Source organism: Olivibacter jilunii, from assembly GCF_900607235.1.
GTDB lineage: Bacteria > Bacteroidota > Bacteroidia > Sphingobacteriales > Sphingobacteriaceae > Olivibacter > Olivibacter oleidegradans.
In genome coordinates this window covers 73,265-97,069 of record NZ_LR027849.1, presented here as the reverse complement: position 1 = coordinate 97,069, position 23,805 = coordinate 73,265, and the positions used below count along the sequence as shown (strand labels likewise).

General features: G+C 41.7%; 18 protein-coding genes. 4 read left to right on the top strand and 14 right to left on the bottom strand.

Annotated elements, in window-relative coordinates:
• Position 1: 1 nt before the first annotated feature.
• The 4 genes from E0E36_RS06460 to E0E36_RS06445 all read right to left on the bottom strand — a co-directional run bounded on the left by E0E36_RS06460 (position 2) and on the right by E0E36_RS06445 (position 7,277).
• Positions 2–3,451, bottom strand: a complete 3,450-nt coding sequence (locus tag E0E36_RS06460) for a response regulator (RefSeq protein ID WP_130855244.1) — start codon at positions 3,449–3,451, stop codon at positions 2–4.
• Complete coding sequence (locus tag E0E36_RS06455) at positions 3,448–4,644, bottom strand: glycosyltransferase family 2 protein (RefSeq protein WP_130855243.1); 1,197 nt, start codon at positions 4,642–4,644, stop codon at positions 3,448–3,450. Before E0E36_RS06455 ends, E0E36_RS06460 begins: the two co-directional genes overlap by 4 nt.
• Before the next feature lie 101 nt (positions 4,645–4,745).
• Complete coding sequence (locus tag E0E36_RS06450) at positions 4,746–5,657, bottom strand: glycosyltransferase family 2 protein (protein ID WP_130855242.1); 912 nt, start codon at positions 5,655–5,657, stop codon at positions 4,746–4,748.
• Between the two features lie 18 nt (positions 5,658–5,675).
• The gene (locus E0E36_RS06445) at positions 5,676–7,277 is read right to left on the bottom strand and encodes a hypothetical protein (RefSeq protein WP_130855241.1); all 1,602 of its coding nucleotides are present in this window, start codon (positions 7,275–7,277) and stop codon (positions 5,676–5,678) included.
• A gap of 163 nt (positions 7,278–7,440) precedes the next feature.
• Here E0E36_RS06445 and E0E36_RS06440 point away from each other — a divergent pair, with 163 nt between their 5' ends.
• The 4 genes from E0E36_RS06440 to E0E36_RS06425 are packed head-to-tail and all read left to right on the top strand — an operon-like array spanning position 7,441 to position 12,082.
• On the top strand, positions 7,441–9,024 hold the full coding sequence (locus E0E36_RS06440) for a hypothetical protein (RefSeq protein WP_130855240.1): 1,584 nt from the start codon (positions 7,441–7,443) through the stop codon (positions 9,022–9,024).
• Positions 9,025–9,066: 42 nt separating this feature from the next.
• The gene (locus E0E36_RS06435; RefSeq protein WP_130855239.1) at positions 9,067–10,407 is read left to right on the top strand and encodes a lipopolysaccharide biosynthesis protein; all 1,341 of its coding nucleotides are present in this window, start codon (positions 9,067–9,069) and stop codon (positions 10,405–10,407) included.
• Positions 10,408–10,422: 15 nt separating this feature from the next.
• A complete protein-coding gene (locus E0E36_RS06430; RefSeq protein ID WP_130855238.1) occupies positions 10,423–11,283 on the top strand; it encodes a glycosyltransferase family 2 protein in 861 nt (286 codons plus the stop codon).
• Between the two features lie 16 nt (positions 11,284–11,299).
• The gene (locus E0E36_RS06425) at positions 11,300–12,082 is read left to right on the top strand and encodes a glycosyltransferase family 2 protein (protein WP_130855237.1); all 783 of its coding nucleotides are present in this window, start codon (positions 11,300–11,302) and stop codon (positions 12,080–12,082) included.
• An 8-nt stretch (positions 12,083–12,090) separates the two neighbouring features.
• Here the strand turns inward: E0E36_RS06425 and E0E36_RS06420 are convergent, their stop codons facing one another.
• The 10 genes from E0E36_RS06420 to E0E36_RS06375 form a co-directional block, all read right to left on the bottom strand.
• Entirely contained in the window at positions 12,091–13,263 is a 1,173-nt protein-coding gene (locus E0E36_RS06420) for a glycosyltransferase (RefSeq protein ID WP_130855236.1), read from the bottom strand.
• Positions 13,260–14,477, bottom strand: coding sequence for a glycosyltransferase (locus E0E36_RS06415; protein WP_130855235.1), 1,218 nt, complete (start codon positions 14,475–14,477; stop codon positions 13,260–13,262). Before E0E36_RS06415 ends, E0E36_RS06420 begins: the two co-directional genes overlap by 4 nt.
• A gap of 111 nt (positions 14,478–14,588) precedes the next feature.
• Positions 14,589–16,025, bottom strand: a complete 1,437-nt coding sequence (locus tag E0E36_RS06410; RefSeq protein WP_130855234.1) for an O-antigen ligase family protein — start codon at positions 16,023–16,025, stop codon at positions 14,589–14,591.
• A 33-nt stretch (positions 16,026–16,058) separates the two neighbouring features.
• Positions 16,059–18,215, bottom strand: a complete 2,157-nt coding sequence (locus tag E0E36_RS06405; RefSeq protein WP_130855233.1) for an exopolysaccharide transport family protein — start codon at positions 18,213–18,215, stop codon at positions 16,059–16,061.
• A gap of 26 nt (positions 18,216–18,241) precedes the next feature.
• Positions 18,242–18,919: a TolC family protein gene (locus E0E36_RS06400; protein WP_130855232.1), complete on the bottom strand. Its 678-nt coding sequence runs from the start codon at positions 18,917–18,919 to the stop codon at positions 18,242–18,244.
• Positions 18,920–18,943: 24 nt separating this feature from the next.
• Positions 18,944–20,038 carry a sugar transferase gene (locus E0E36_RS06395; protein ID WP_242627141.1) on the bottom strand — a complete coding sequence of 365 codons (1,095 nt, stop codon included), beginning with the start codon at positions 20,036–20,038 and terminating at the stop codon, positions 18,944–18,946.
• Entirely contained in the window at positions 20,022–20,411 is a 390-nt protein-coding gene (locus tag E0E36_RS06390) for a response regulator (protein WP_130855230.1), read from the bottom strand. The genes E0E36_RS06395 and E0E36_RS06390 overlap by 17 nt, the downstream gene beginning before the upstream one ends.
• A 258-nt stretch (positions 20,412–20,669) precedes the next feature.
• The gene (locus E0E36_RS06385) at positions 20,670–21,077 is read right to left on the bottom strand and encodes a response regulator (protein ID WP_130855229.1); all 408 of its coding nucleotides are present in this window, start codon (positions 21,075–21,077) and stop codon (positions 20,670–20,672) included.
• Positions 21,078–21,131: 54 nt separating this feature from the next.
• Positions 21,132–22,235 carry a hybrid sensor histidine kinase/response regulator gene (locus E0E36_RS06380; protein WP_130855228.1) on the bottom strand — a complete coding sequence of 368 codons (1,104 nt, stop codon included), beginning with the start codon at positions 22,233–22,235 and terminating at the stop codon, positions 21,132–21,134.
• Positions 22,236–22,263: 28 nt separating this feature from the next.
• A complete protein-coding gene (locus E0E36_RS06375) occupies positions 22,264–23,472 on the bottom strand; it encodes a glycosyltransferase (RefSeq protein ID WP_130855227.1) in 1,209 nt (402 codons plus the stop codon).
• Between the last annotated feature and the right edge of the window lie 333 nt (positions 23,473–23,805).

Sequence of the window (23,805 nt, the reverse complement as noted above, 5' to 3'; positions counted from 1 at the left end):
TCTAAGCTATTTCGCTAACCAAAATTTTAATCAGATTTAGTAGTTTATTTACATCGAGCGGCTTGGTCACATATTCCGAGGCTCCGGCCTCCATGCATTTTTCACGATCACCCTGCATGGCTTTTGCAGTTAAAGCAATGATTGGCAGACTCTTATATTTTTCAATTGCACGAATCCGCTTTATTGCTTCCAGCCCATCCATTACCGGCATCATAACATCCATCAAGATAACTTTAATACTAGGATTAGCGTACAACTCATCAAGAGCTTCTTGCCCATTATTTGCAACAATTATTCGGGCGCCTTTCTCTTCCAGTACAGCCGTCAGCGCAAAAACATTTCGCATATCATCGTCTGCCAATAACACCAATGTATCGCGGAGATCATAGACTGTATTGACTTTCGATACATGGTCGTCAATCAAACTTTGCCTTTCCGTTGGAACTGCCGACGACACTTCGCGTTTTTTTTTCAGGAAATGATCAAGCTCGTCTATCAAACGCTCCTTGGCTTTCGGAGAAATATGAATGAGCGTCCTGGCATATTTTTTAAGTAGTAACTCTTCTTTTTCATCAATTTGGCGGTTGATAAAAATAATCATATTTCCGTGATCCACTTGCAGTCGATCGTTCAGTGCCGATAAACGCTTCTCTACGTGTGGAAGCGGAGCATTCAGATAATAAAGAATAATATCATAGCGATCCGTTTTATCATTATCGAGGGCTGTAAAATCATTAATAATCGTTAACTCAACACCTTGATAGTTTTTTAAAAGCTCCTCTAAACCTGTTGTGCTTTCTTTTCCGCTATTAACTATCAAGATCCGCTTTGGCTGATCCGCTACTCCTTGACTATCTATTAAATTGAAAACCATATCCATTTCCTCTATAACTAGCGGTTTGAGGGTGTAACCTGTTATATCGTTTTTGTCTATACCCGGATCATCCTGTGAACTAATAATGTGCACCGGTATATGCCGCAGTATTTCTAAACTTTTGACATATTGGAGAATTTCCCGTCCACTATAAACAGGTAAATTCATATCGAGTATGATGGCATCTGGTTTATATTTATTGACGCAGAAGATCCCCTCATCTCCGCTAAGGGCAACAATAACACGGTAGCCCTTTGATCTTGCAAAATCTCGCAAAATCGTAGAAAAACTGATATCATCTTCCACAATCAATATACATTTATCTCCTCTGCTCACAACGTTTCGGTCATCCCGTATGATTTCTTGTTCCTTCACCATCGAAGGTATCGCAATGGGAATTTGGGAAGTCTCAACAGCGTTAGTCCGTTCGAGCTGCTTGTTTTGTGGACTAGTAGCATCCATTGGAATATAGAGGGAAAATGTGCTTCCTTCGTTCAATTCACTCACCAGTTTAACAAACCCGTTCAGACGCCTGGCAAGTTCACTACTGATCGAAAGCCCCAAACCCGTACCGGCATATTTTCTATTAATAGCTCCATCGATCTGTTGGAAGGCGGCAAAAACAAGTGCCTGCTTATCTTTAGCTATACCGATTCCGGTGTCCATGACATGGAAAGCGATAAATTTTTCTGCATCTCGTTCTTCTGTGTCTATAGCCAAGGTGACACGTCCGTTCGCAGGGGTGAATTTGAAGGCATTTGACAGTAAATTTTTTAAGATCTGTTCCAATCGCTTTTGATCAGATTCGATTTTTTCAGGAAGATCTTCCTGGAATTCAATGACGAAGTTGATGGAGCGTTCTTTTGCTACAGCCTCAAACGTTTCTTCCATATTCCGTACAATAGAACCAAGGGAAATCATCTCGAAAAAAACGTCAATCTTACCCGCTTCGATTTTTGATAGGTCTAGAATATCATTAATCAGGTTTAGGAGATTCGATCCGGATTTATGTATGATCTCGCTATATTGCTGCTGCTTTTCAGTCAAGTTTCCGGAGGTGTTGTCGGCCAACATTTTCGCCAACACCAATATGCTGTTCAAAGGGGTACGTAACTCATGCGACATATTTGCCAAAAACTCAGACTTGTATCGGCTACTTTTTTCAAGTTCATTCTTCTGTGATTCGATGGCTTTCTTGGCTTCTTCCATCATCCCGTTCTGAATAGCCAGCTCGGCATTAATCTCCCTAAGCTCTTCCTGCTGAACACGAAGCTCCTCTTCTGATGCGCGCAGCTCTTCGGTCTGTATTTTGATTTGCTCATTCGAGGCGGCCAAGTCTTCCTTTTGAGCGATCAACTCTTCCTTTTGTTGATTAACATGTTCAATTAACGATTCCATTTTGCCATGTGCAATACAACTGTTCAACGCCCGCGCTATATTAGAAGCAATAATCTGCAAGAAGTCAGCTTTGTTATTAATGGTATCGCTAACACATGCCAGCTCAATCAATCCCTTTAATCCTGTCGCGTCATACAACGGCACATATGCCAAGGTATCTATATCGATACTGCCTAAGCCTGATTCAATTTTCCAATAAGCTGGATCAATGCCATTAATCACCTGCACTTTGGTGTTGAGCGCCGCTCTACCTGCTAAATTTTCACCCAGCTTAGCACTTATTCTTTTAGCAGCAGGAACGGCTACCGCACCAGCGACCTCCAACGACTGTCTTTCCTCGCGAAACACATAAAATACAGCGGCCGGCACCATCAGGTAGTCGGTAACAACATTCAGTGCATTCTGCGCCAACTGCTCCAAATCATGGGGATATTTTTGTAACTCATCATTGATTTTGACCACCCCTTCCAGCTGCCAGTTTTTTTCGTTTGCTTCTTCATTCAGCTGTTCGATATTCTTTATGGTGTCTTTTAATCTACGTTGGGCTTTCAATCGGCCAATAAGCTCCGCCCGTATCACATAACACAAAATCAAGACGATGAACAAAACGATGGATAGGTTGATAACAATGACCCGCAGGGTTAACCTCACCAGATGATCGTTCCGGTCTTTACGCTTTGTGAGTAAGTTCCTTTCGTTATGTTGAAATTGGTCGATTGTCTTATTAATAACCGAAAAATAACCATCCTCCTTCATAATCAACATGGAATCATCCGCATTTGATACAGCTTTTCTCTGTTCAGATCCCTCAAATTCAAGATAGTCCTTGACATCTAACATGATCTGTTTAGCCAGCCCGTGCTGAACAGAATTGCTTCTCGTCAGCTCTGTAAGCGAATCGAGGGTATAAACTACTTTACCATGTAAGCCCTCCACGAGTTTGGAAAAAGATTCGTCACCCGTGTTCCGATAAGCCATCTTATTGGTTTGCAACCTCAGTAACAAGTTCCGTACATGCTGTGATGTACTGATAACCTGATAAGAATGGGTAACCCATTCGGCTTCCTTATTTTGACTTTTAATACGATCATATGACACAACCCCAATGGCAATTACCATGATGATACAGAAAGCTAAACCTAGATACAGTCGCGTTTGAAGAGGTATTATATTTTTCATTTATGGTGCGGCAACATTAAGTCCGATTTTCTTTTTGATTTTTCCCAAATGGCACTTTGTCTACCTGAAAAATATCGATAAATACCCACGATTACAGCGTAATTCATCAGGCAAAAATAGTATGGAATAAAAAATGCTTTTACTTTCAACGATACGCGCTCCATGGCCATACCGATCAGGGCTAACAAATAAAAGCCCAATTGGAAAAAAAGGCCCACTACATAGAACATACCTTGCCCTTGGATGACCAAGAGAATATTGAGCAATAAGAATATGATCAATAAAAAGGGCACAATCGTCCAACGTAGCACGCGATGGCTGATATATTGAAAGCAAAACATGGGATATTTAAAAGGATTGGCAGCTATTGGTAAACGAAGGATGGATTGCATTCCCCCAGCTGCGATACGGATTTTCCTTTTCAGTTCTTCCGCGGTATTTTCAGAAGCAACCTCGCTTGCGTAGGCTTCAGGCTCATAACCAATAATATACCCTTTTTCAGCAATGCGCATAGCAATCATATGATCGTCAATGATGGTATCTTCCTCTACATAAGGAAACAGAGCAGTCCTGATACTGAATAGTTCGCCTGCGGCTCCCACATTAGAATAGAAAGCATAATCCAGCCGTTTGAGCCAAGACTCATATTTCCAATAGAAGCCCTCACCTGCCGCGCTGGCGTCTGCTGAGCCTCGTAGCGCAATACGTTTTTCCCCCGCTACCGCGCCAACTTTCGGTGTCCGATAATGTCTCACTAAATTACGTATAGCCTCTTTATTGAGAAAAGTATTGGCATCTGTGAAAACGGTTATTTCGCTACTAACAACCTGCATAGCCCTTTTAATGGCCGCCATTTTGCCACGCCGCGCAGCATCATGCATAAGAGTAACCATTTCAAATTGCTGAACAATTTGCAGCGTACGATCGGTAGATCCATCGGTGATAAAAATGAAATGCAATTTATCCTGTGGATAGTCTATCGCCAGTGAATTCTTTAATTTTTCTTCGATAATTGCTTCTTCATTGTAGGCCGCAACGATCAAGGTAACCTCGGGAACATATCTCTCCCCTGCCTCCCATAATCTCGGCTTTACAAAAAACTCTTTTAAACGGACGAATATATATAATAGTAGTCCATAACCAACAAATGTGTAAGCAATCAAGGCTAAACAAAACCAAAAAAAGAAAATCATAACATCCTATATTTCCGCTATAAATAAATGCCCAAAGACTGATGACAGACTCATAAATTTGTTTTTTTCACAACGCTGTTTCATTGCTGCAGACAAATCATCTACGTTTGAAACCCAAGCCGTTTGCTTTTTGTGCCATGGGTAAGATTCCACCATATCCCTTTGTAATGCCATTTGATCAGATCCGCTCGCCCTTTTCTTAAAAAAACCAAGGCTTGTTTTGTAGAAGATACAAACACAAAAAAAAGAGAAAAAAACAGCACGAATGGCCATGAGCAATTTTTACGAATAAAGAGCATTCTGTTGCGCGCCATAAAATATGTCTTTAAGGCACTTGCTTTACCAACCGAAATCGATTCTTTATGGTAAATGACCGCCTGACCATGAAACCAGCAACGCAACCCACTTTTCCTAAATTTCTCACACCAGTCCAGCTCTTCATAATAGAGAAAGTAAGATTCGTCCATCAGTCCTATCCGGTTCACATCCTTTCGCCGTACCATCATGGCAGCTCCATGGCAATAGGCTGTTTCCCGACTTGTCGATGCATATTGACCTTGGTTTACTTCTTGAAATGCTATTTGTTGATTCCGTCCCGTCAAATAATTCATTTCTGTATAACCGGCATACTGTATAAGCTTTTTATCGTCATAATACAAAAGCAAAGGAGATACAATACCCACGTCCTGTTTGGTTTCCAATACTGCTAAAAGCGCCTCGATCATCCCGGCAGTAATCTCTGTATCATTATTTAAAAACAACAGGTAATCGCCGCTTGAGGCCTGTATTCCGATATTATTTCCGCCGGCGAAACCTATGTTTTTTTCCACACGCAGATAAGTCAGACTTGGTAAAATCTTTTTAAAATAATCTTCTTGGTCTTGCTCACTTCCATTGTCCACGATAATTACTTCCAATTCAATTTGAGGCGCCAACGCGACGATAGACTCCAAAAATGCGGCGGTAACGACGGGCTGCTTATAGTTGACGGAAATGATTGAAACGAGTCCCATATCACCTTTTTTACCAAATTATTTGACTGGCTGTATAAACAACGGTGTTTCGCCCACTTCTAATTCCAGCGTTTCCCCCACCAATTTTTTTGCTTTTTTTCGCATGGTTGTTCCGGAGCGATCAGGTTCATATAGTACTACCTGCTTAGCACCCGGCAAGGACAGCGTATACCGTTCCTTTCTATTCTCTTCATCAGGAACGAAGGCCACGTATATATCGTTTCCTTGATAGCTGTATTGATCCACCACCGGGTCTTTACTTAGGCTTGTGATGAACCGATAGTTACCCATCAGCCGATTTACCTGTATGAAATAGTTGGCTGCAGGACGTCTGCTGTCTCTGTTAACAAGACCACACCTACCATACGGCGTACCCGAGTTTTGCCCTTCTGCATCGAAATCAAACAGCTGATAAAAGAATACTTTTTGTACAGCATGTTTGGCATATAGTAGCGCTGTTCTAAGCAGCCAATCTGCTTGGGTTTGCAGTACATCTTTATTGCCAATTGGAATGGCGCGCTGTGTACTCGTTTGCCGCAAGTCATAACCTGTTTCGCTCACCCAAACCGGCAAACCTGGTTTGAGGTTTTTACCATACGCTACCCATTCATCAGCGACGTCGCCCATATCGCTCCGCTCCGGCGCAATACCCCGCCTCTTGCTTTTATACACTTTGGAGAACCAAGAAAGATTATCATTCGAATAAATGTGATAGTTCAGTACATCGAAACACAGATCTACTGAACCATCCGTTTTGTAACCTCTGTTTTCAACGCACCAAGCAACCATATCTTTCACAAAATTGATATCACCTTTTGCCAAACCACCCATAACAACCACCATGTTCGGATCTGCATTTTTAACCCCAACATCCTTCCCCAATTTTCCTTTGTGTCCATCGTAAAAAGCTGACATATTAGCCGCGTATTGACGACCATTTTGTTGTGCTTTTTTCCCTTTCCACCATTTATTAGGCTCATTATTACACTCTATGTACTTCACCAAGTTTAAACCAATCTTTACCCTATTCACCGAGTCGTCCTTCCAGCGTGGCCTTTTATCAACGCGCACCAAACTACTGTCGAGATCTTTGTTTGATCCATATCTGGCAGCAAACTGGAAGGCTACACGTCCCATCAAGTGATAGGAAGAAGCGTCTTCCAAATCGCTGCTATAGGGTGCGGGAATGTTCTCCGGGTCACGCTCACCTTCCGGATAGGTATTAAAAAGCCAATCCGGAACATTCTTGATGCATACCAGTGTAGTAAGACTATCTTGCTTGCAACGCTCGTACACCAAATCCAGATTCCAGCCGCCACTGTAGGTGGGATTAAATGTAAAGCTTCCCTCCGCATGCTCTAACTTATCCCAATCGAGGTAATGTCTGACAGAACTAAACGATTTGATCAAATGCATTTGTCTCTCCTGAATACTATCGATTTTATGAGGTACATTCGGATCCTGCAGAAAATCCCATTCGAAGGCATTGATGCCCAACATATTTTTCACAGCCACCGGTTCGCCTGCCGGAGACCATTCGCCCCAATCAACGGTACACTTCGTAAAGAACAGCAGCACCATAATTGCAATGAGTTGGCATAGCGTTATATTTCTAATCATAAGCAAACTTTCCTAGAGGCTAGCGATCTTGTTAAAATTATTACACAAATATATACATACCATACTCAAAACTAGATTTTTTACACACAAAAAGAACCGTTTTTACGCAGCAATATGTTACATTTATCACAGAAACGAAGACGTGCATGCATACATTCTTAATATGGTGATCAAACTGTTTTACTTACCATTGAGGTTTTTGGCAATTTCGATGCACCTATTAGCAGCTATTCGCTGCGATGGACATCATCAAAGTCAAACAAAAGTTGTTTTTCAGGATACGACCGCCTTGATCCCGTCCATAACCGTAGACAGATTTATGGGGGTAAACGCGTTCGTAGATGATCCCCCGGAAGACATGCTTGCGCTGGGTTTCATTCGTGAATATCACTCATGGGTGTGGGATGAAGGAAATGGGAGTACCGGTTACCAAGGTCATCCATATCGTCAGATAAAGGTAGCCCCTGGATATCCTGGTTGGAATTTCGACCAATTTTATGGACAGTTAAGACAGATTGGTCTGCAAGTTTCGCCTTGTATTCAAAGCTCGGTTCCCTGGCTGGACAGTGCGTCTTGGTTTCCAACAAACATCAAACCGACAGATCAGCCGAATGCTGCCGCAGATCAGCCGAGTTCTTATGAAGCAAGGGCCAGCTATCTTTTCCAATTTGCCGGCCGTTACGGCAGTCATCCTATTCCGAACCAAGAACAGCGTTTTGCTGCAGATCAGCCAATGGTCTCCGGACTTGGTCATATACAGTATCTGGAAGATTGGAATGAGCCTGATCGCTTTTGGGAAGGCGCTAAATCGGCATTCAAGCCCGACGAATTTGCTGCCATGCTCAGCGCAGATTACGACGGCCATGAACAGAGCATGGTACATTATAAGACAGGTAAACCGAGCTTTGGTGTAAAAAATGCAGATCCAACAATCAAATTGGTCATGGGCGGCTTGAGCAGCATCAATTTGGAATACATTGATCAAATGAATCAATGGTTCAAGCAAAATCGGCGCGACAAAAAGTTTGCGGCAGATGTTATTAACGTACACACCTATGCGTGGAAAAACGGGAAAGACTGGCAAGGAGGTGGGCCGGCCATTAGTCCTGAGCAGGCCAAATTCAAAGAACAAGCCGCCGCGCTGGTTGCTTACCGGAATGAACACTTGCCAAATTTGGAGGTATGGATTTCCGAATTCGGTTGGGATACCCATCCGGGGTCCGTTCTAAGCCCCCCTGCTATCGGCAAGTCAGACATCAGAGAAGTGCAGGCACGATGGATTTTGCGAGCCTACCTTGCCTTTGCAGCCGCAGGTGTAGACAGAGCCCAATTGTACATGTTGCGCGATGTAAATCCAAATGATCCCATACAGTTTTCTTCCAGCGGACTAGTTAGTGAAAAAGGCGTCTGGGAACCGAAGACATCTTGGTATTATGTTTATACCATGAAAAATGTTTTAACGAATATGGTGTTTGCCGGAGAAGAAAGATCAACGCATCCCACGATTTTAATTTATAAATTCAAACACTTGTCGAAGAATGAGCTAGTCTATGTACTTTGGTCTGGCACATCAACTGGTTATCAGCAAAACAATTACCGATTGAAAATTAAGTCCCGCGCAAGACATGCGACGATTATTGAACCCATAGTGGGAAAAACCCGTGGGAAGCGAATAGATCAACGGATAAAAAATAATCGGATTGAGCTAAATGTAAATGAAAAACCGACCTTTGTATTGGTTAAATAGCAAGTAAGCGAAAATCAAGTAACCAGTGCGTGTTTTGTATAAATGAAAACAGGAAAATTATTTAAAAATATTCATCTATTGTCTTTACTGGGCACAGGTAGCATGTCCGTACTGACATTCCTATTTTCTGCTGTACTCTACCGCTTTATGGAAATCGAGGAGATCGGTATCTGGTTCTTTTTTCAGACCACACTTGCTTTTTTTGACATGTTTCGTCAGGGCTTTTTGAGCACGGCCTTTGTTAAATTTTATGCCGGAGCCACTTTCAAACGGCAACGGCAACTCGTCGGCTCTACCTGGATTATACTTGGCGGTATTACCTCATCTGCGATTGTCATCGACCTGATATCGCTACTTTTTATCCATTACATCAAAGATGCGAGCTTGCGTAACTTTATAAGCTACTTCTCTTTCAATTTTGTTGCATCCTTACCAATGATTATTGCCATGTGCCTTGCTCAGGCCCAGCTACGCTTTGATCGGCTGTTGTCTATTCGCTTGATACAGATAAGTTTGCTTATCATAAGCTTTGTCGCCCTTATTCTTCTTAAACGCAATGACTTGCAGCATTTGATGTACATTAATATATTCGCAAGCGTCTGCACCAGTCTGCGTTGCCTTATAAAAGGGTGGACAGGAATACACTATATAAAATTCAGCACAAAAAAAGCGATATCCGAATTATTTAATTTTGGTCGGTATACAGTAGGTACCATTATAAGTGCGAACTTATTCAATGTCACCAATGCTACCCTCATAAATTTCATACTAGGACCTTCACATCTCGCTATTTATAATCTCGGAACCCGTTTGATGGAAATTGTTGAAATCCCGCTACGTAGTTTTGTTGCAACAGCCATGCCAATGCTCTCTAAGTACTACAATCAGGGCCTCAAGCATGAAGTAGTGCGAACAACGCAAAAATATATTGGCACCATCACCCTATCAATAATCCCAGCACTGTTGTTTGCATTGCTTTTTGCGGACTTAGCGATGGGAATTATCGGAGGCAGTCAATACTATCACAATCCAACCGGCCATACGGCCGGTAATATTTTTCGTTTGTTTGTACTCTTTGCTTTGTTTTATCCGGCAGACCGCTTTTTAGCTGTGATGCTGGATGCTATTCACAAACCGGAAATTAATTTCAGAAAAATACTCATTATGCTTTGCATGAATCTATCCGTTGGTGGCATTGGACTGTACGTTTTTCAGAATATTTATGTAATCGTTTTCGCCAATACACTTCCGGTATTAGTTGCGATCTTCCTGTCCTTGAAGGCTGTTAATAAACATTACGCGCCTTTCAGGCTTCAGAAGGCCTATCAAATGGGTGCGCAAGAAATTTTCCGAGCATTAAAAAAGACGATGAAAAACACCTAAAAAATCACATGCCATATGCCTGCTTTAAATACACCTAAATGGATCAAACAGTACGATTTTCCCTTCACTAAATTTGAAGAGATTCCCGCTGCTTTTTTTGACGGTATCAATAAAAAGCTAGATAGGCTACAGGCTGCACCTCCCCTCGTTAGCATTGTCATTACTGCCTGGAATGAGGAAACGAATGTGGTGAAAACCATCGCCAGCATGGCCGACTTCGAGACCAACATTCCGCTGGAGATCATCGTAGTAGACAACAACTCAACCGATCGGACCCGCGATACGTTGGCAGCTTTACATGTAAAACATTATTTTCAACCCATTCAGGGATGGGGGCCTGGAAGGCAGATGGGACTAGATCACGCGCGGGGAAAATACCTTCTATCAGCGGATGCCGATGTGCTATATCCCAGGAAGTGGGTTGATGACATGGTTGAGCTATTGGAGCAGCGTGAGGTCGTTGCTGTATACGGTCGTTATTCATTTATTCCGGAAGAGGGCTATCCACGATGGAAACTCTATTTATACGAAGGTCTAAAAGACATCATCGCTTCTTTCAGGCACCTCCATCGACCCCACCTCAACGCCTATGGTATGAGTTTTGGGTATGTTACGGAATACGGCAAAAAAATAGGCTACGTAATGCAAAAGATCCGAGGCGAAGATGGGCGTCTTTGTTTTGATCTAATGCACTACGGAACAGTGAAACAACTTAAACGGACACGGGCGCGGGTATGGACGAAACCGCGCACCTTGAAACAAGATGGCAGTCTCTGGCAAGCTATGAAATTAAGAATTGCCAAGGAAACCAAACGTTTCACCAGCCTACTACGCAAACAAGAACCACACGACACGAAGACCTCGAAGAATGACTAATTTTGCACTTTAGGTTATGAATCAATTCCCATCTGTTTCCTTATTAATTACACACTACAACCGCAGCAGGTCACTACACAATTTGTTAAACGCATTTTCAAACCTGAACTGCACTTTTGGAGAAATCATTGTTTCGGACGATGGCAGCAGACCGGAGCACATAGAATACATCCGTCAATTGCAGGAGCAATTTAACTTTCGGTGCGTCACGTCAGAGCGAAACCGTGGACTTGGAAATAACTTGAATAAGGGACAGGACGTCGTAAGCAAGCTCTATACGCTTTATGTGCAGGAAGACTTTATACCTATGCCTTTGTTTATAGAAAGGCTGGGTATGGCACTGCATCACATGGAAAGAGATCAAAAAATTGATCTCGTCAGGTTCTATTCGTATATACCTTTTCCTTACAGCCGCCCTTATGACGAACACTTTTCTAAATTACTATTTAAAAGTTTCGGCATCAAATACAACAAGCTACATATGTACAGTGACCACCCCCATCTACGGCGCAGCAACTTCTTTGAGAAATTCGGGCGATACAAAGAAGGAATAAAAGGTGATGTGACAGAATACAATATGTGTTTGAGTGTTATACAAAACAAAGGTGAAGTGTTATTTCATCGTGACTATCGGGCCCTTTTTAAGCAGGTGAATACCAGCGACGAACCCAGCACCATGATTCGAAATAAACTGCGTTACAGTAACTTTTTTCTCCTAAAGTGGGGGCGCGATCTTTTCAGGCAAATAAAGTTCAATTATGACATCCATTTCAAGCGCCTCAAAAAAAACAGAAGCTAATTTCACCGTTACTCCTGTTGTTGATGATAATCGTGTTTCGTTGCCACCGAAACCTTGTTTGCCCTTCTGGCCAATAATAGCGCTTTCAGCTGATAGAATATAAAATTAGGCACTCCTTTCAAGGCTTTATATATTCTTCTGTTCGCATTCCCTTCTTTCAATGCCAACAGAAAAGCACTCACAAACAAAAGAAATCCGAGCACAAACGAGCAGGCAATCCACCAATTTTGTGTCAGCATGTTTACCACAAAACACAAAGAGCCCAGCCCGAGGAAAATAAATAAAGGCGGCCTCATTAAAACCAAGCCGAAAAGAAACTGATTGATGCTTGCATTTGAAAAAGAAAAAAAGATTAATTTCCAACTGTAGCCTGCATATTTGAACCAAGTGTTTATCCAACGGGCTCGCTGTTTCACTAGCTGATCGGTCCTGGCTGTTTTCTCATCCCACACGATCGCCTTGTCAGCGAAAGCGATACGGAGATTCTTGCGTACAATACCATATTGCAAGACCTTATCAAATCCAGCGCCCTGCACCCCACTATTACAGAATATCTCCCGATAAAGATCCACCTTAAAAGCCATTCCGGAACCTGCCAGTGTAGCCGAAGATCCCAACGAAAACAAAACCTTTCCATCATAAAAATGATAATATAGATCGCGCGCTGCATCCAAAGAAGCATACATGGTATTCGTATTTTTAGGCATACGTACGCCTTGTACACTATCAAATCCCAATGCAAAGTACTCGTCCAAGGCTTTTAAATAATCTTTGTGTACTAGATTATCGCTATCAATAATCGTCAATCGATCATGTGATCGTTGAAATCGTTCTATTGCATAAAAATGAGATCGCACATTTCCGGCCAGCACCACTTCCGGCTGGAGTAACACCACCTGATCCGAATCAAATTGTAACGAAGAAGTATCACACTTATCAGCAACTACGTATATTGTATACCGCTGATAATCGAGCGCCAGTAATGACTGAACAACGGCGGGGAGCATTGAAACATCTTCATAGGCGGTTACAATAATAGCATAGTCCGCTTCTGTAGCAGGTACCGGTGGAGGCATCTTGCGGGAAATCAACTTATAGAAACAATAAAAAATAATGGGCATCAATAAGTTAAATAATATAACGCATTGTACCAACCACCATATGATTTTTAAGGCAATCATTCTTTTTTATTTTTCCTTACTAATTCGCTTAATCGCTGCTGCATGGCTCTGTAAATGGACGAAACCGAATTCGACCAAGTGTGAGAAGCGGCAAAGTCCATGCGCGCTTTTACACGTTCTAAGTTAAAAGATTCTGACAGGGCTTCTGTTATCTTTTCGATGTACTCATCTTGGTTATTGGCTAGGTAAACATATTCTTTAAACAGCAGCATGGCATCCGTTGACATCGCTACGACCTTCTTGCCAAGTGCTAAATACTCATCTATTTTACGCGGATAATTTCCAATCGTGAGTGGATTCACCAATTGCGGATTAATACAGACATCGAAAGCGTTCACATAAGCTGGCAGCTCCTGCTGATACTTGCTACCTAAAAAATGAACGTTTGCGCAAACGTGTAAACGAGAGCTTTTAAATTGTTCATCTTCAGGCCCAACTAATACCAACTGCCAGTACGGTTTGCTCGCAACTATTTTCAGCAAAAGTTCCATATCCAGCCTACTGCTCTGCAGTGAACCCACATAACCGATGATAGGCCTGGGTATCGTTATCATATCAGCCGGAGTGACATATTCCTGTGCGGGCTCAGGCAACCAGCATCCCTGCCCCACATCATAGCTATGCGGATTGTATTGTTTACAATATTTCTTCAGGTAAGCCGAGTTAGCCACACACAGATCAACCTTTTCAAGCATTTTGGGCTCAGCAATCAGACCTTGGCGGCGCCAGTAGGGTGTACCCAAAATATAGTCACGTGAATAGTAAACACTTAACTTTGGTTTCAGCAACTCTTGCAGATAAAAACATTTAATAATTTCATTGTCATTGAACAAGATAAAGTCGGTAAAATCCAAGAGTCTTATGGCATGAGCGATTACTTTCGCAAATTTTTTATTATTGAACCGGTTAAAGAAATCGAATAGAAAATAGGGTTTCAACCAATTTACGGATTCAACCAGACAATCGGGATACAGTACAAACAAACGATCATTTACCTTCAACAAGCCCTCTTCCTGATGCCGGATAACTCGCTTTCTTCTGATGACTTCTTGCTCTCCCGCCCGCCTGATGGCTGTGATCCGATCCAGTGGTGCATTTACATAAAGCACCCGATTATCTTTACTGAATTCAAGTGCTATATCCTTGCAATTACTGCCTATATCGATGTCCCAAGGTTGTTGACCAACCACAATTATACATTGCCCTTTCAGCATACATTTATCTCTTGCAACAATCAATCATTATCCTTGTAAAACTTCATTCCTTTATAGAAACCAAAAATCAAACATACAATACCTGGCAATAAAAACAGTTCAAAAGGCATATCAGCTAGGATTAGATAAAGAATTCATTCGATTCACCTGCCGATCAAATGCTGGTCCGAGGTATATTAAGGCGAGCGACACATACACCACAAGTGAGGAAGGCACTCTGTTAATGACCTCATTACCATAACTGGCAATAAAGACCCCAAAGGCTCCGGCGGTCAGTGCAACCAGCTTGATTTTGAGTTTTGGATTGCGAATTTTCCAAATGATACCGCCACATTTGCCAAACAAGTACATCATCATGCAAAACCAAATTGTGAAGCCAACAATACCATACATGGCCCATACCTTTACCCAATAACTATCCGGCTCAATCGTTGACAGGTATTTATCACTATTATATTCATGTCCCCAAACGCCAATCACGCCCAACCCTCCGCCAAAAGGTCTCGTCTTCAAATAATCTGCAAGCTTCCGCTGGTTTATAAAGCGTAAATTTAATGAGGCGTCTTGCGGGTCCAGCGCGGTTCTTAGACGCGCTATCTCGTAGTTCCCGTTTCCTATAGTAGTAAACTTCAGAAATCCTACCAATAGCATCATCGCCAGTCCTCCCAACAATAACGCTTTAAAATTCTTAAAGAGAATCAGCGAAAAGAAAGCGCCAAAAAAAAGCACGAAAAAGGCACCTCTTGTTCCGGATATCATCATGCCAACCAACAAGCTTACAGCGCCAACCAGGCACAATCCTCTCACCCACCATTTAAACGGGCCGAGAGCTAAGAGCACTGCTACCAATAAAATATGTGCCTGAGAGGCGCCGAACTGGCCAGCATCCGTATAAAAGGAAAATACACGTAGTTTTCCCCATATCAAATGCGTTGAAGCCATCTCCTGCAAAAAAATTTGCTCGCCCGGCGTGAGGATCTTTAATTGTCTATAACCATTTACTGCCGCCAATACAGATACAGCAAGACAAATCCAAAGTATGCAATTCACTGAAGACACTTTCTTCTGCTGAAGAATTAAAAGAGCTAAAGGGATTAATAACATGGCGTGCAATGCGGAATTACGGATTTCCTGTATCCAGCCCATCACACTTGCGCCGGCCGGATTGAATACCTCTAAGACAGAGATAATAAACCAGCCAGCGGTCCATGCCACCAAATCTACCCGAAGAACAGACCAATCATACAGGTGATGATTAAACAAAACTGCTATCCACGTGCCGATCAGTAATACTTCCACCCCAATACCGAAGGGCACGCCGTTTAGCTCACGCCCTAACATGGGCATGAGAAAGCAAAATGCCAAGGTCGTATAAAGTCCAACAGCAGGATCCTTAAATAAGAAAATCGTATATATCAATCCAAAGCAAAAAACCGAAGCCAATACAGGAAGCGCGAGCCCTATTCTTGGTGTCATCACCGATATGATCAGTGCAGACGAGACACATGCGACAATTACTTTGCGGCTATAAGGGATTACCATTTCCATATATTTGAACCCTATCGGTATTTTGTAAACCTCCTATACAGGTTGATTTAGCACCACTTTATTTAACACGGCTCCTAAAAAACCAGGCTCCTTCCTAACCTGTTCCAGTAGTTCTAAACTATGATCATCTAATTTTGTTCCCGCATCAAATACCAACAGGAATTTGCTCACAAACATCATCCATTCTTTCACGCGGTTCATGTCCTGTAGGCTATCCATATCAATAATAATCAGGTCAAACTTGTCTTTCAGATAAGAGAATCCTGCTATTAAGCTGTTCGCATCCTTCATTTCCAATAGGGATTTACTCCCTGGGGTTCGGTTCAAAATAGTAATCAGATCCTCTACCTTAATTTCCTTCTTTACCAGAAATGATTCAAACCCTTGCATGGGCTGCTCCTGATCATTACGGATCATGCTGGCTAAATTTGGTGAGTGTTCTGAAATCAGCAAAACCTTCCGGCCAGTCATAGCGAAGGCATAGGCCAAGCTGGAACTCAAGAACGTTTTACCACTTCCGCGATACAAGCTCGTCACACCAAGGACGTTGCCCTCAACTGTTAGCAGCTCGCGGTCTACCTCAAAACGCAAGGAACGCAAAAGATCCTTATAAATACTATAGTTACCAACAATAGCATTATCCTCCCAAATATCCCGAAGATCCTTATTCTTTTCCTGAATAAAATTTAAACTTCCCACCACGTTGATCCCTGTTGCGGATTTCCAATCCCGTGGCGTACGGATCGTTTTATCCAATACGAAAGCTATTGTGAGTATGGCTAAACACAAGGAGAGACCGGCAAAACCAGCGAGGCCCACATAAATAAAACCTTTCGATGGTTCCGGCGTTCCCGGTAAGCCAGGTTGCGCCAGATGTAATTTGGCGGTAGTATTCTTTTCGACGCTGGTCTGATTATAGCGTGTCAAGGCATCCATATACTCTTTTGTGGCCACATCAGCATCTCGCTCTAAATTCTGCACGCCCGCATCCGTCGGCACCAATGAACTGTAGCGGCCACGCAGGGTAGCCAATTCGGCTTCTATGGACGACATACTATTCTGCGCAAGTGCCAGATCAGTTTCCAGTTTGAGTCGCTGATCATTCAATTCTTTTCTTACAGCAGATGGACTCGTTATATACTTGTCAGCAGCAGCGGCAACTTTGAGCCGTCTCAATGCAGACAAAGAGTCAATCTGCCGTTTATCCTCTGCCCTGAAATTATTCTTAATATATTGCTGATTGGCAATTTTCAATTGATTTTCAAGATCAATAATCTGGTTATTCTCCTCAAGGGAAGTACCGCCTGTAGAAGCTTCCCCACCGGCCGCCAATTTCGTATTGATCGCCTTTAAGGCTCCCTTCAATGACTGGATCTGACTGATTGTTTCGGCCCTTTTGGCCTCTATTTGCGATATCTGGGTATAAATGACATCAGATTGTTTGTCCAAATTTAATACCCCACTGCCTATCTTATAATTTTTCAGTTCCGCATTTTTTTCGGTCATTACCCGTTCTTTATCCTTCAAGAGCGAATCCAGCAAGGTCAGCGAGTTACGTTGATTGGTAAAAGTAGTATTTGTGTAATAAGTCAAAAATTCCTGCGCCAGCGTGTTTACCACATAAGCCGAGAGGTCAGGATTGGTAGAAGTAAATTCAATATTGATAAAATCACTTTCTCCGAGGCGTTGAATGTTCAGATTTTTCAACAGCCCTTTTTCGTCATAAGCCATTGATTTGGCAATATCCAGCAAAGGTATACCTGCTGCTTTATTGTCGTTTAAGGTAATGGGCTCACGTGCTATTAGCTTCTGACGGACGAATGAGGCAGCCTTTTCCCGCTCTTGCGGTGAAAGTTTCTGCAACAAATCACTCCAAGGTTGAAAAGCCGTCACCGGATTTTGCAGATCATGTAACATCAGACTGTTGGTCAGTATACTCAAAACGGTACGGTTGCGCATCGTTTCCATGATATTGCCAAATTGTGTGGTCACTCTGAAATAGTCGAGGTTCTGACTGTCAGCGGTTCGCTGCGATTCATCAGTTAAGCCCGTAGCTACCTGCGCCTGTGAAATATATTTCTGAGGCAGATCTTTCACTAAGAAATAAGTAACCACCACACACAATAGGGGTACAGAGATAATCAACCATTTATACCTACCGTAGTGCTTCAATAGGGCTTTAATATCCATAGCTTATCCGTTCTTTACGCTCACTCTTAGTTAATTTCTGTTAGCTTCATACCGATGATATCCTCCAGTGCATCCCGCGACTTTAAGAAATCAGCTTCTGCTTCCACTTTATCCGTTTCTGCAGTCGTTAAAGCAGCGCGTGCCTCGCTATATACATCATGGGTGATTTCGGCTTTTTCAAACTTAAATCGGAGATCTTCCATCAGGCTATTCGCATCTTGTTCTGCCTGTGTTTTGATCTTGAGTTTGCGCTGCTGAAGGATATAATCGTAATACCTTTTTTTGACCTCATTGCTCAACAAGATGTCATATTCTTTCGATTCGTATTGCGCTAATTTGTAGTCTGCTTTCGCTTGTTTAACTTCATGAGGCTTTTGTAAAAAATTTCCAACATTCAGTGTCGCGCCGAATTGAAATCCATTGATTATATACGGATTGACTACGTCAATGGCACTTTTACCCTCCGGCCGGTAGAAATATGAGGCATTTAGTATATCCAGATAGGAAACTTTCGCAGCGGGAACGCCTGCTTTTGCCTTTTCTTCCGCCGCTTCGAACATTTTTTTCCGCGGGTAATGTTCCTTCGCCAATTCAATGAAGCGCTCTAGCTGTGCATAATTGACATCCTCGATGATAGATTCCTGCGCGCTCAAGTTAAAACAAGCCAGGAAAAACATACTAATAAGGGTAAACTGTATTCTCATAGGTTATAAATACGTTTCTAAAATTTATACTTTTTCTTTTTGTAAAAGCGCCGGAAAAGTTTTTAACAGAATTTTTAAATCAATCCATACGGAACTATGTTGCGCGTAGAAATTATCCAGTCCTTTCCGTTCCTCATCAGACATCTCACTCTTTCCTCTTTTCGTAATCTGCCATAAGCCAGTAATACCTGCAGGGCCTAAAAAGCGCATTGACCATAAATTGGAAGTCAGTTGTTCCGCCTCGTAAAGTGGAAGCGGCCTATTTCCGACAATGGACATATCGCCTTTTAAAACGTTAAAAAGTTGTGGCAGCTCATCCAGACTCGTATTCCGAATAAAATTTCCCACCTTTGTTACGCGGGGATCATTTTTAATCTTGACGAAAGCCAAAGGTTCATTTGCCGAGGCCTCCGTCCCGGCATATTGATTGGACGTTTTTGCTAGATCCTTTAATTTTGCATCCGCTCCTACGGCCATCGATCTAAACTTATAGAAATCAAAAATCCGATAGCCCGTACCTGCTCGTTTGCTTTTGTAAAATACAGGCCCCTTTGATTCCAATTTGATACAGATAGCAATCAGGAGAAAGACAGGCAAAAGTAGCAGTACCGCCAAAGCTGAAAAGAAAACATCGAACAGCCGCTTGGCAGGAGGTATCTTGTACTCCTGCACCGTGTTTGGAATCAGCTTTTTGATATCAGGCTTGATCAATTTGAACTTAATCAAAAACTTCAGACGCTCCATCAGCTCTGCTTTATCAAAAGGGCAAACATAAAAATCATTAACTTTGGCCTTCAATGAACGGGCTTTTAATCCAGCATCCTTTTTATCGGCGATCAAAATAATAACCGATCCAGAAGTAAGCGGGTTTGTTCTAATCGCATTGATTAATGGAAAAACTGCCCGTTCCTCATCCACTTCCATTATGATGATCTCCGGACTTGTAATAATGGAGCAGTGTTCTAGATGTATCTTCAAAGCATCGGTTGACGCTAAAAAATTGAGGTCAAAATCACGTTCCAGTAAGTGCTGTAATTCGTCTACATACTTTTGGCCACAGTAGGCAAGGTTAGGTACAAATGCACGTCGCTGTTCCAGCTCCTCATAAGGATTTTTCATGAACATTTTCCTCCAACAGTTCTTTCACTACATTTCTTAAATAGATTGGGTCGAAAGGTTTTTTTATAAATTTGTTTACTAAATAGGGAGTCCGTTGTGCTAAGGAATCCATGTCTTCGGTAACCGATAAAATAACCACCGGAATATCTCGAAACAAACCACTGATTCTGATCGACTTTAAAAATTCGGGACCATTAAAGTAGGGCATTTCGACATCTAATAATATCAAATCAGGACAATTGGCTTCCTCCAACCATAATGTAGCGTCGTAGCCGTTACTCTTCAACACTACATCGTAATCTTTAGCAAGAATGAACTTCAACAGTTGTAAAATGGACGGCTCATCATCAACTACGAGAATTTGCTTTTTCATAATTTTATAACATTTAAGAGACTAGCCGTTTGACGAGAAGTAAAGGTAAAAATTCATGTGAAATATCGTAAAAAAATACATCTCAATATTTTACAAATATACACATTAACAATAATGTAAAAAGATTATTACAAAAAATAAATCAGCTATACCATCATTTTAATCAATAGAAATGACACAACTTTTTCTCATTAAACAACATATTTATCGCATTAAAGATGCAATTGTTATGAATTTTTGTTGATTAAAACACAAATTTCACACAATGGTTTGTTCGATTCTAGCGAGGGTGCTGTTTAACTTATCCAAAGTAATCGGTTTTTCAAGCACCGCATTCACAGTCGCGTAATGTGCAAGCTTCTTCAATCGATAGGGATCGCTAGAGAGTGTCAGAATCATAATTCTGAAATGTTGTTTCACAGAGGCGGGTAGCTTTGAAAATTCGTCAAGAAACTGAAAGCCGTCCATACCTGGCATCATTAAATCCAGCACAATAATCCAAGTAGCGTCTACCGTGGTAAGCTCAAAAGCTGCTAGGTGATCTAGGGCCTCTCTTCCGCTCTGCATCAAAAGCACATTTTTCGCTTTTCCCGTTAAAGAGATAAATTTTTTGGCTATCAAACCATCCAGATCGTCATCATCAATTACAAGAAAAGAGAACATCATAATAGACCTATTTTATAGTATTTAGTATTCAAATTTAAACAAAATGCTCGAAAATTATTTGTTTGGGAGTACCACCTTGAAAGTCGACCCAACGTCAACTGTCGATTCGACACTAATCTGCCCTCCCAATTGCTCCACCACGCTTTTAACATTATAAAGTCCTAATCCGCTACCGGCTTCATCCAAAGATGCTCTAAAAAACAACGTGAATATCTCATCAAGATAATATTCTTTTATACCGATACCATTATCCCGGACGAAAAAGACTGCAGTTCCTTTAGTCACTTCAATCGCTACTTCCACATACTTCGGTCCAGAAGACTTTTTCTGATATTTGAAGGCGTTTGAAATAAGATTTGTGAGGATTAACCTGATGGCCATTTCGTCATTCCGGAAGGGCTCTTCGTTTTGTAGACTTATACTAAATTGGATTTGCTTAGCATTGGCTATTGCCTCATAGAGCTGCTCTAGCTCTTGCTTCAGCGCCAATAAATTTATTTCAGCGATGGTTAATTGGCCACGTCTCACACTATAATAATCATGCAGATTAATAATATAACGATCCAATCGCTCAGCAGAATTAATAGCTATCTCGACAATCTCCTCACGCTCGGCCGGATCATCAATCATACGTAACAACTGCATGGCCGACATAATGCCTGCCAAAGGACCTCGCATGTCATGACTGACACTATAAGCAAATTTATCTAGTTCAGCATAGGCCTCGGTTAACTCGCTATTCTTTTGTTGGAGCAAGGAGGTCGTTACATAGCTTCTATTGGCTTCCCCTATCACCCTATGCAGCATATCTATGCTCCATGGCTTTTTCAGGTACCGAAAAATATTACCTCTGTTAATTGCGTCAATAATGTGTTGTTCATCCTCACTGTATCCTGTAACCAAGATTCGTATCGGCAATGGGTGTAAATGACTTATTTTTTCAAAGAAATCGGTTCCCGAATGTGTTGGCATGGACTGATCGGAAAAAACAATCCGTATATCCTTATGTTCGGCCAACAGCTCATAGGCACGCTCTTCCTCTGTGGTAATAAACACTTCATAGGCTTCCCGCAACATTGCTTTAAAAGCATGTAAGCTGTGCAGTTCGTCATCCAGGTAAAGGATTTTAATTTTGTCTATTGCTATCTGATGCACCATATGAAGCCCGTTAATATACACATGAAAATTAAATTGACATCTTTTTATCATTTAAGCATTCACAAACTAAGTCACCAAATTGACTCACCCGTTGCTGCCATGTATTCTGCGCTGCAATATGTAGCCGTTTTTCCAGCCCTTTCTGAGGATTTATCAATGCCTCTTTAAGCTGATCACTAAAACCGATGTCGCAAGCGGCAAAACGTACTACGTTGCCTGTAAACTCTTGCAAGTCGAGATTAAAATCAGTAGACACAACCGGCTTGCCCATACCTAAGTATTCGAAAAGTTTAAGCGGAAAAATCGTATCACTTACCTCATCCTTTTTGAAGGGTATAATGCAAATATCAAAGCTCGCTATACATGCCGGCACCTCTTCGTAACGGATAGCCGGTATCACATGCACATTGGGTTGACCAAAAAACCATTTTGGCACCACATCATGACTCACCGGTCCTACAAAAACGAACTGCATATCGCTATTTTTGGTCGCCACCTTATATAGCAGATCAAAATCTAAGCGCCGCTCCACCGCGCCGATATACCCTACCCTAGGATAAGGAATTGTGTTAACTGCAGGATGCTTCACTATTTTTCCTCTATTTTTTTGATAATAAAGCACTAAATCAGCCGCATTCGGAATAAAAAATGTATGTCGGTTCAGCAGTTTCTTTTCACGTTCCAATGCCCTACTCGTACAGATCACTACATCACTTTCTGTTACCAATATCTTTTCTGAAGTTTCGCCATGCTTTTTATCATAGGGGGTTATCAAAGGATCAACGCAATGATAAACATACAAATCGGCCTTCAGGTATCTACCTATATTCGGATAATGGAAATTCCAGGAATTGATAAAAATATAATTCGTTACTCCGTCCTTCTCCAAAACAGCTCGTATCTTCCGGGCAATCATCTTTTCATTAAGCTTAAGAAAAAAACGGTACAAAGGTCCTTCCGGCAACCAGTTTATAGGAAGTACCGGAGAGGGAATAATAAGCCTCAATTTTTCCAGCATTAAAACTTTCTTTGAGAACCACGAGAAGAACGGCTTTCTGCACTTAAAAGAGCTATTAGCTTTGTCCGAAAAAAAATAATCTCGCCATGTGTAGGGATGATCTACATAATAAACGGCATTTTCGTTGCTCAGATATTTAGCTATGGTTAGATTCGTGGACGCCAATCCATCAAACCGCATATAACTTAATATCACAATAATTTTGCCTTTTAATTTCATAGCTGATTGCGTGGAACAATGACCGTCGACCTCTTTATTTATGCTCCCAACGCTCACTGCACAGTTATGTCACACAAAGTTCGATGATTCATCTCAAATATACTCATCAATACTCAATTATAAACATAAAAGTAAAAATTGTTCACAGTTGAAAGAGAAGCGTTTCATGCGAAGAGGCCCGACATAAACTCCTCTTTTGCGTCCGGGTAACGAGAATGAAATTAAAAAAAACATCATGCCAAAGCGGCAAAACCACGAAGTAACATGAGTTCGTTTTAGAACAAAGGATAACGAATAAAATAGACTAAAAAATTTCTTTTTTTAAACGAAATC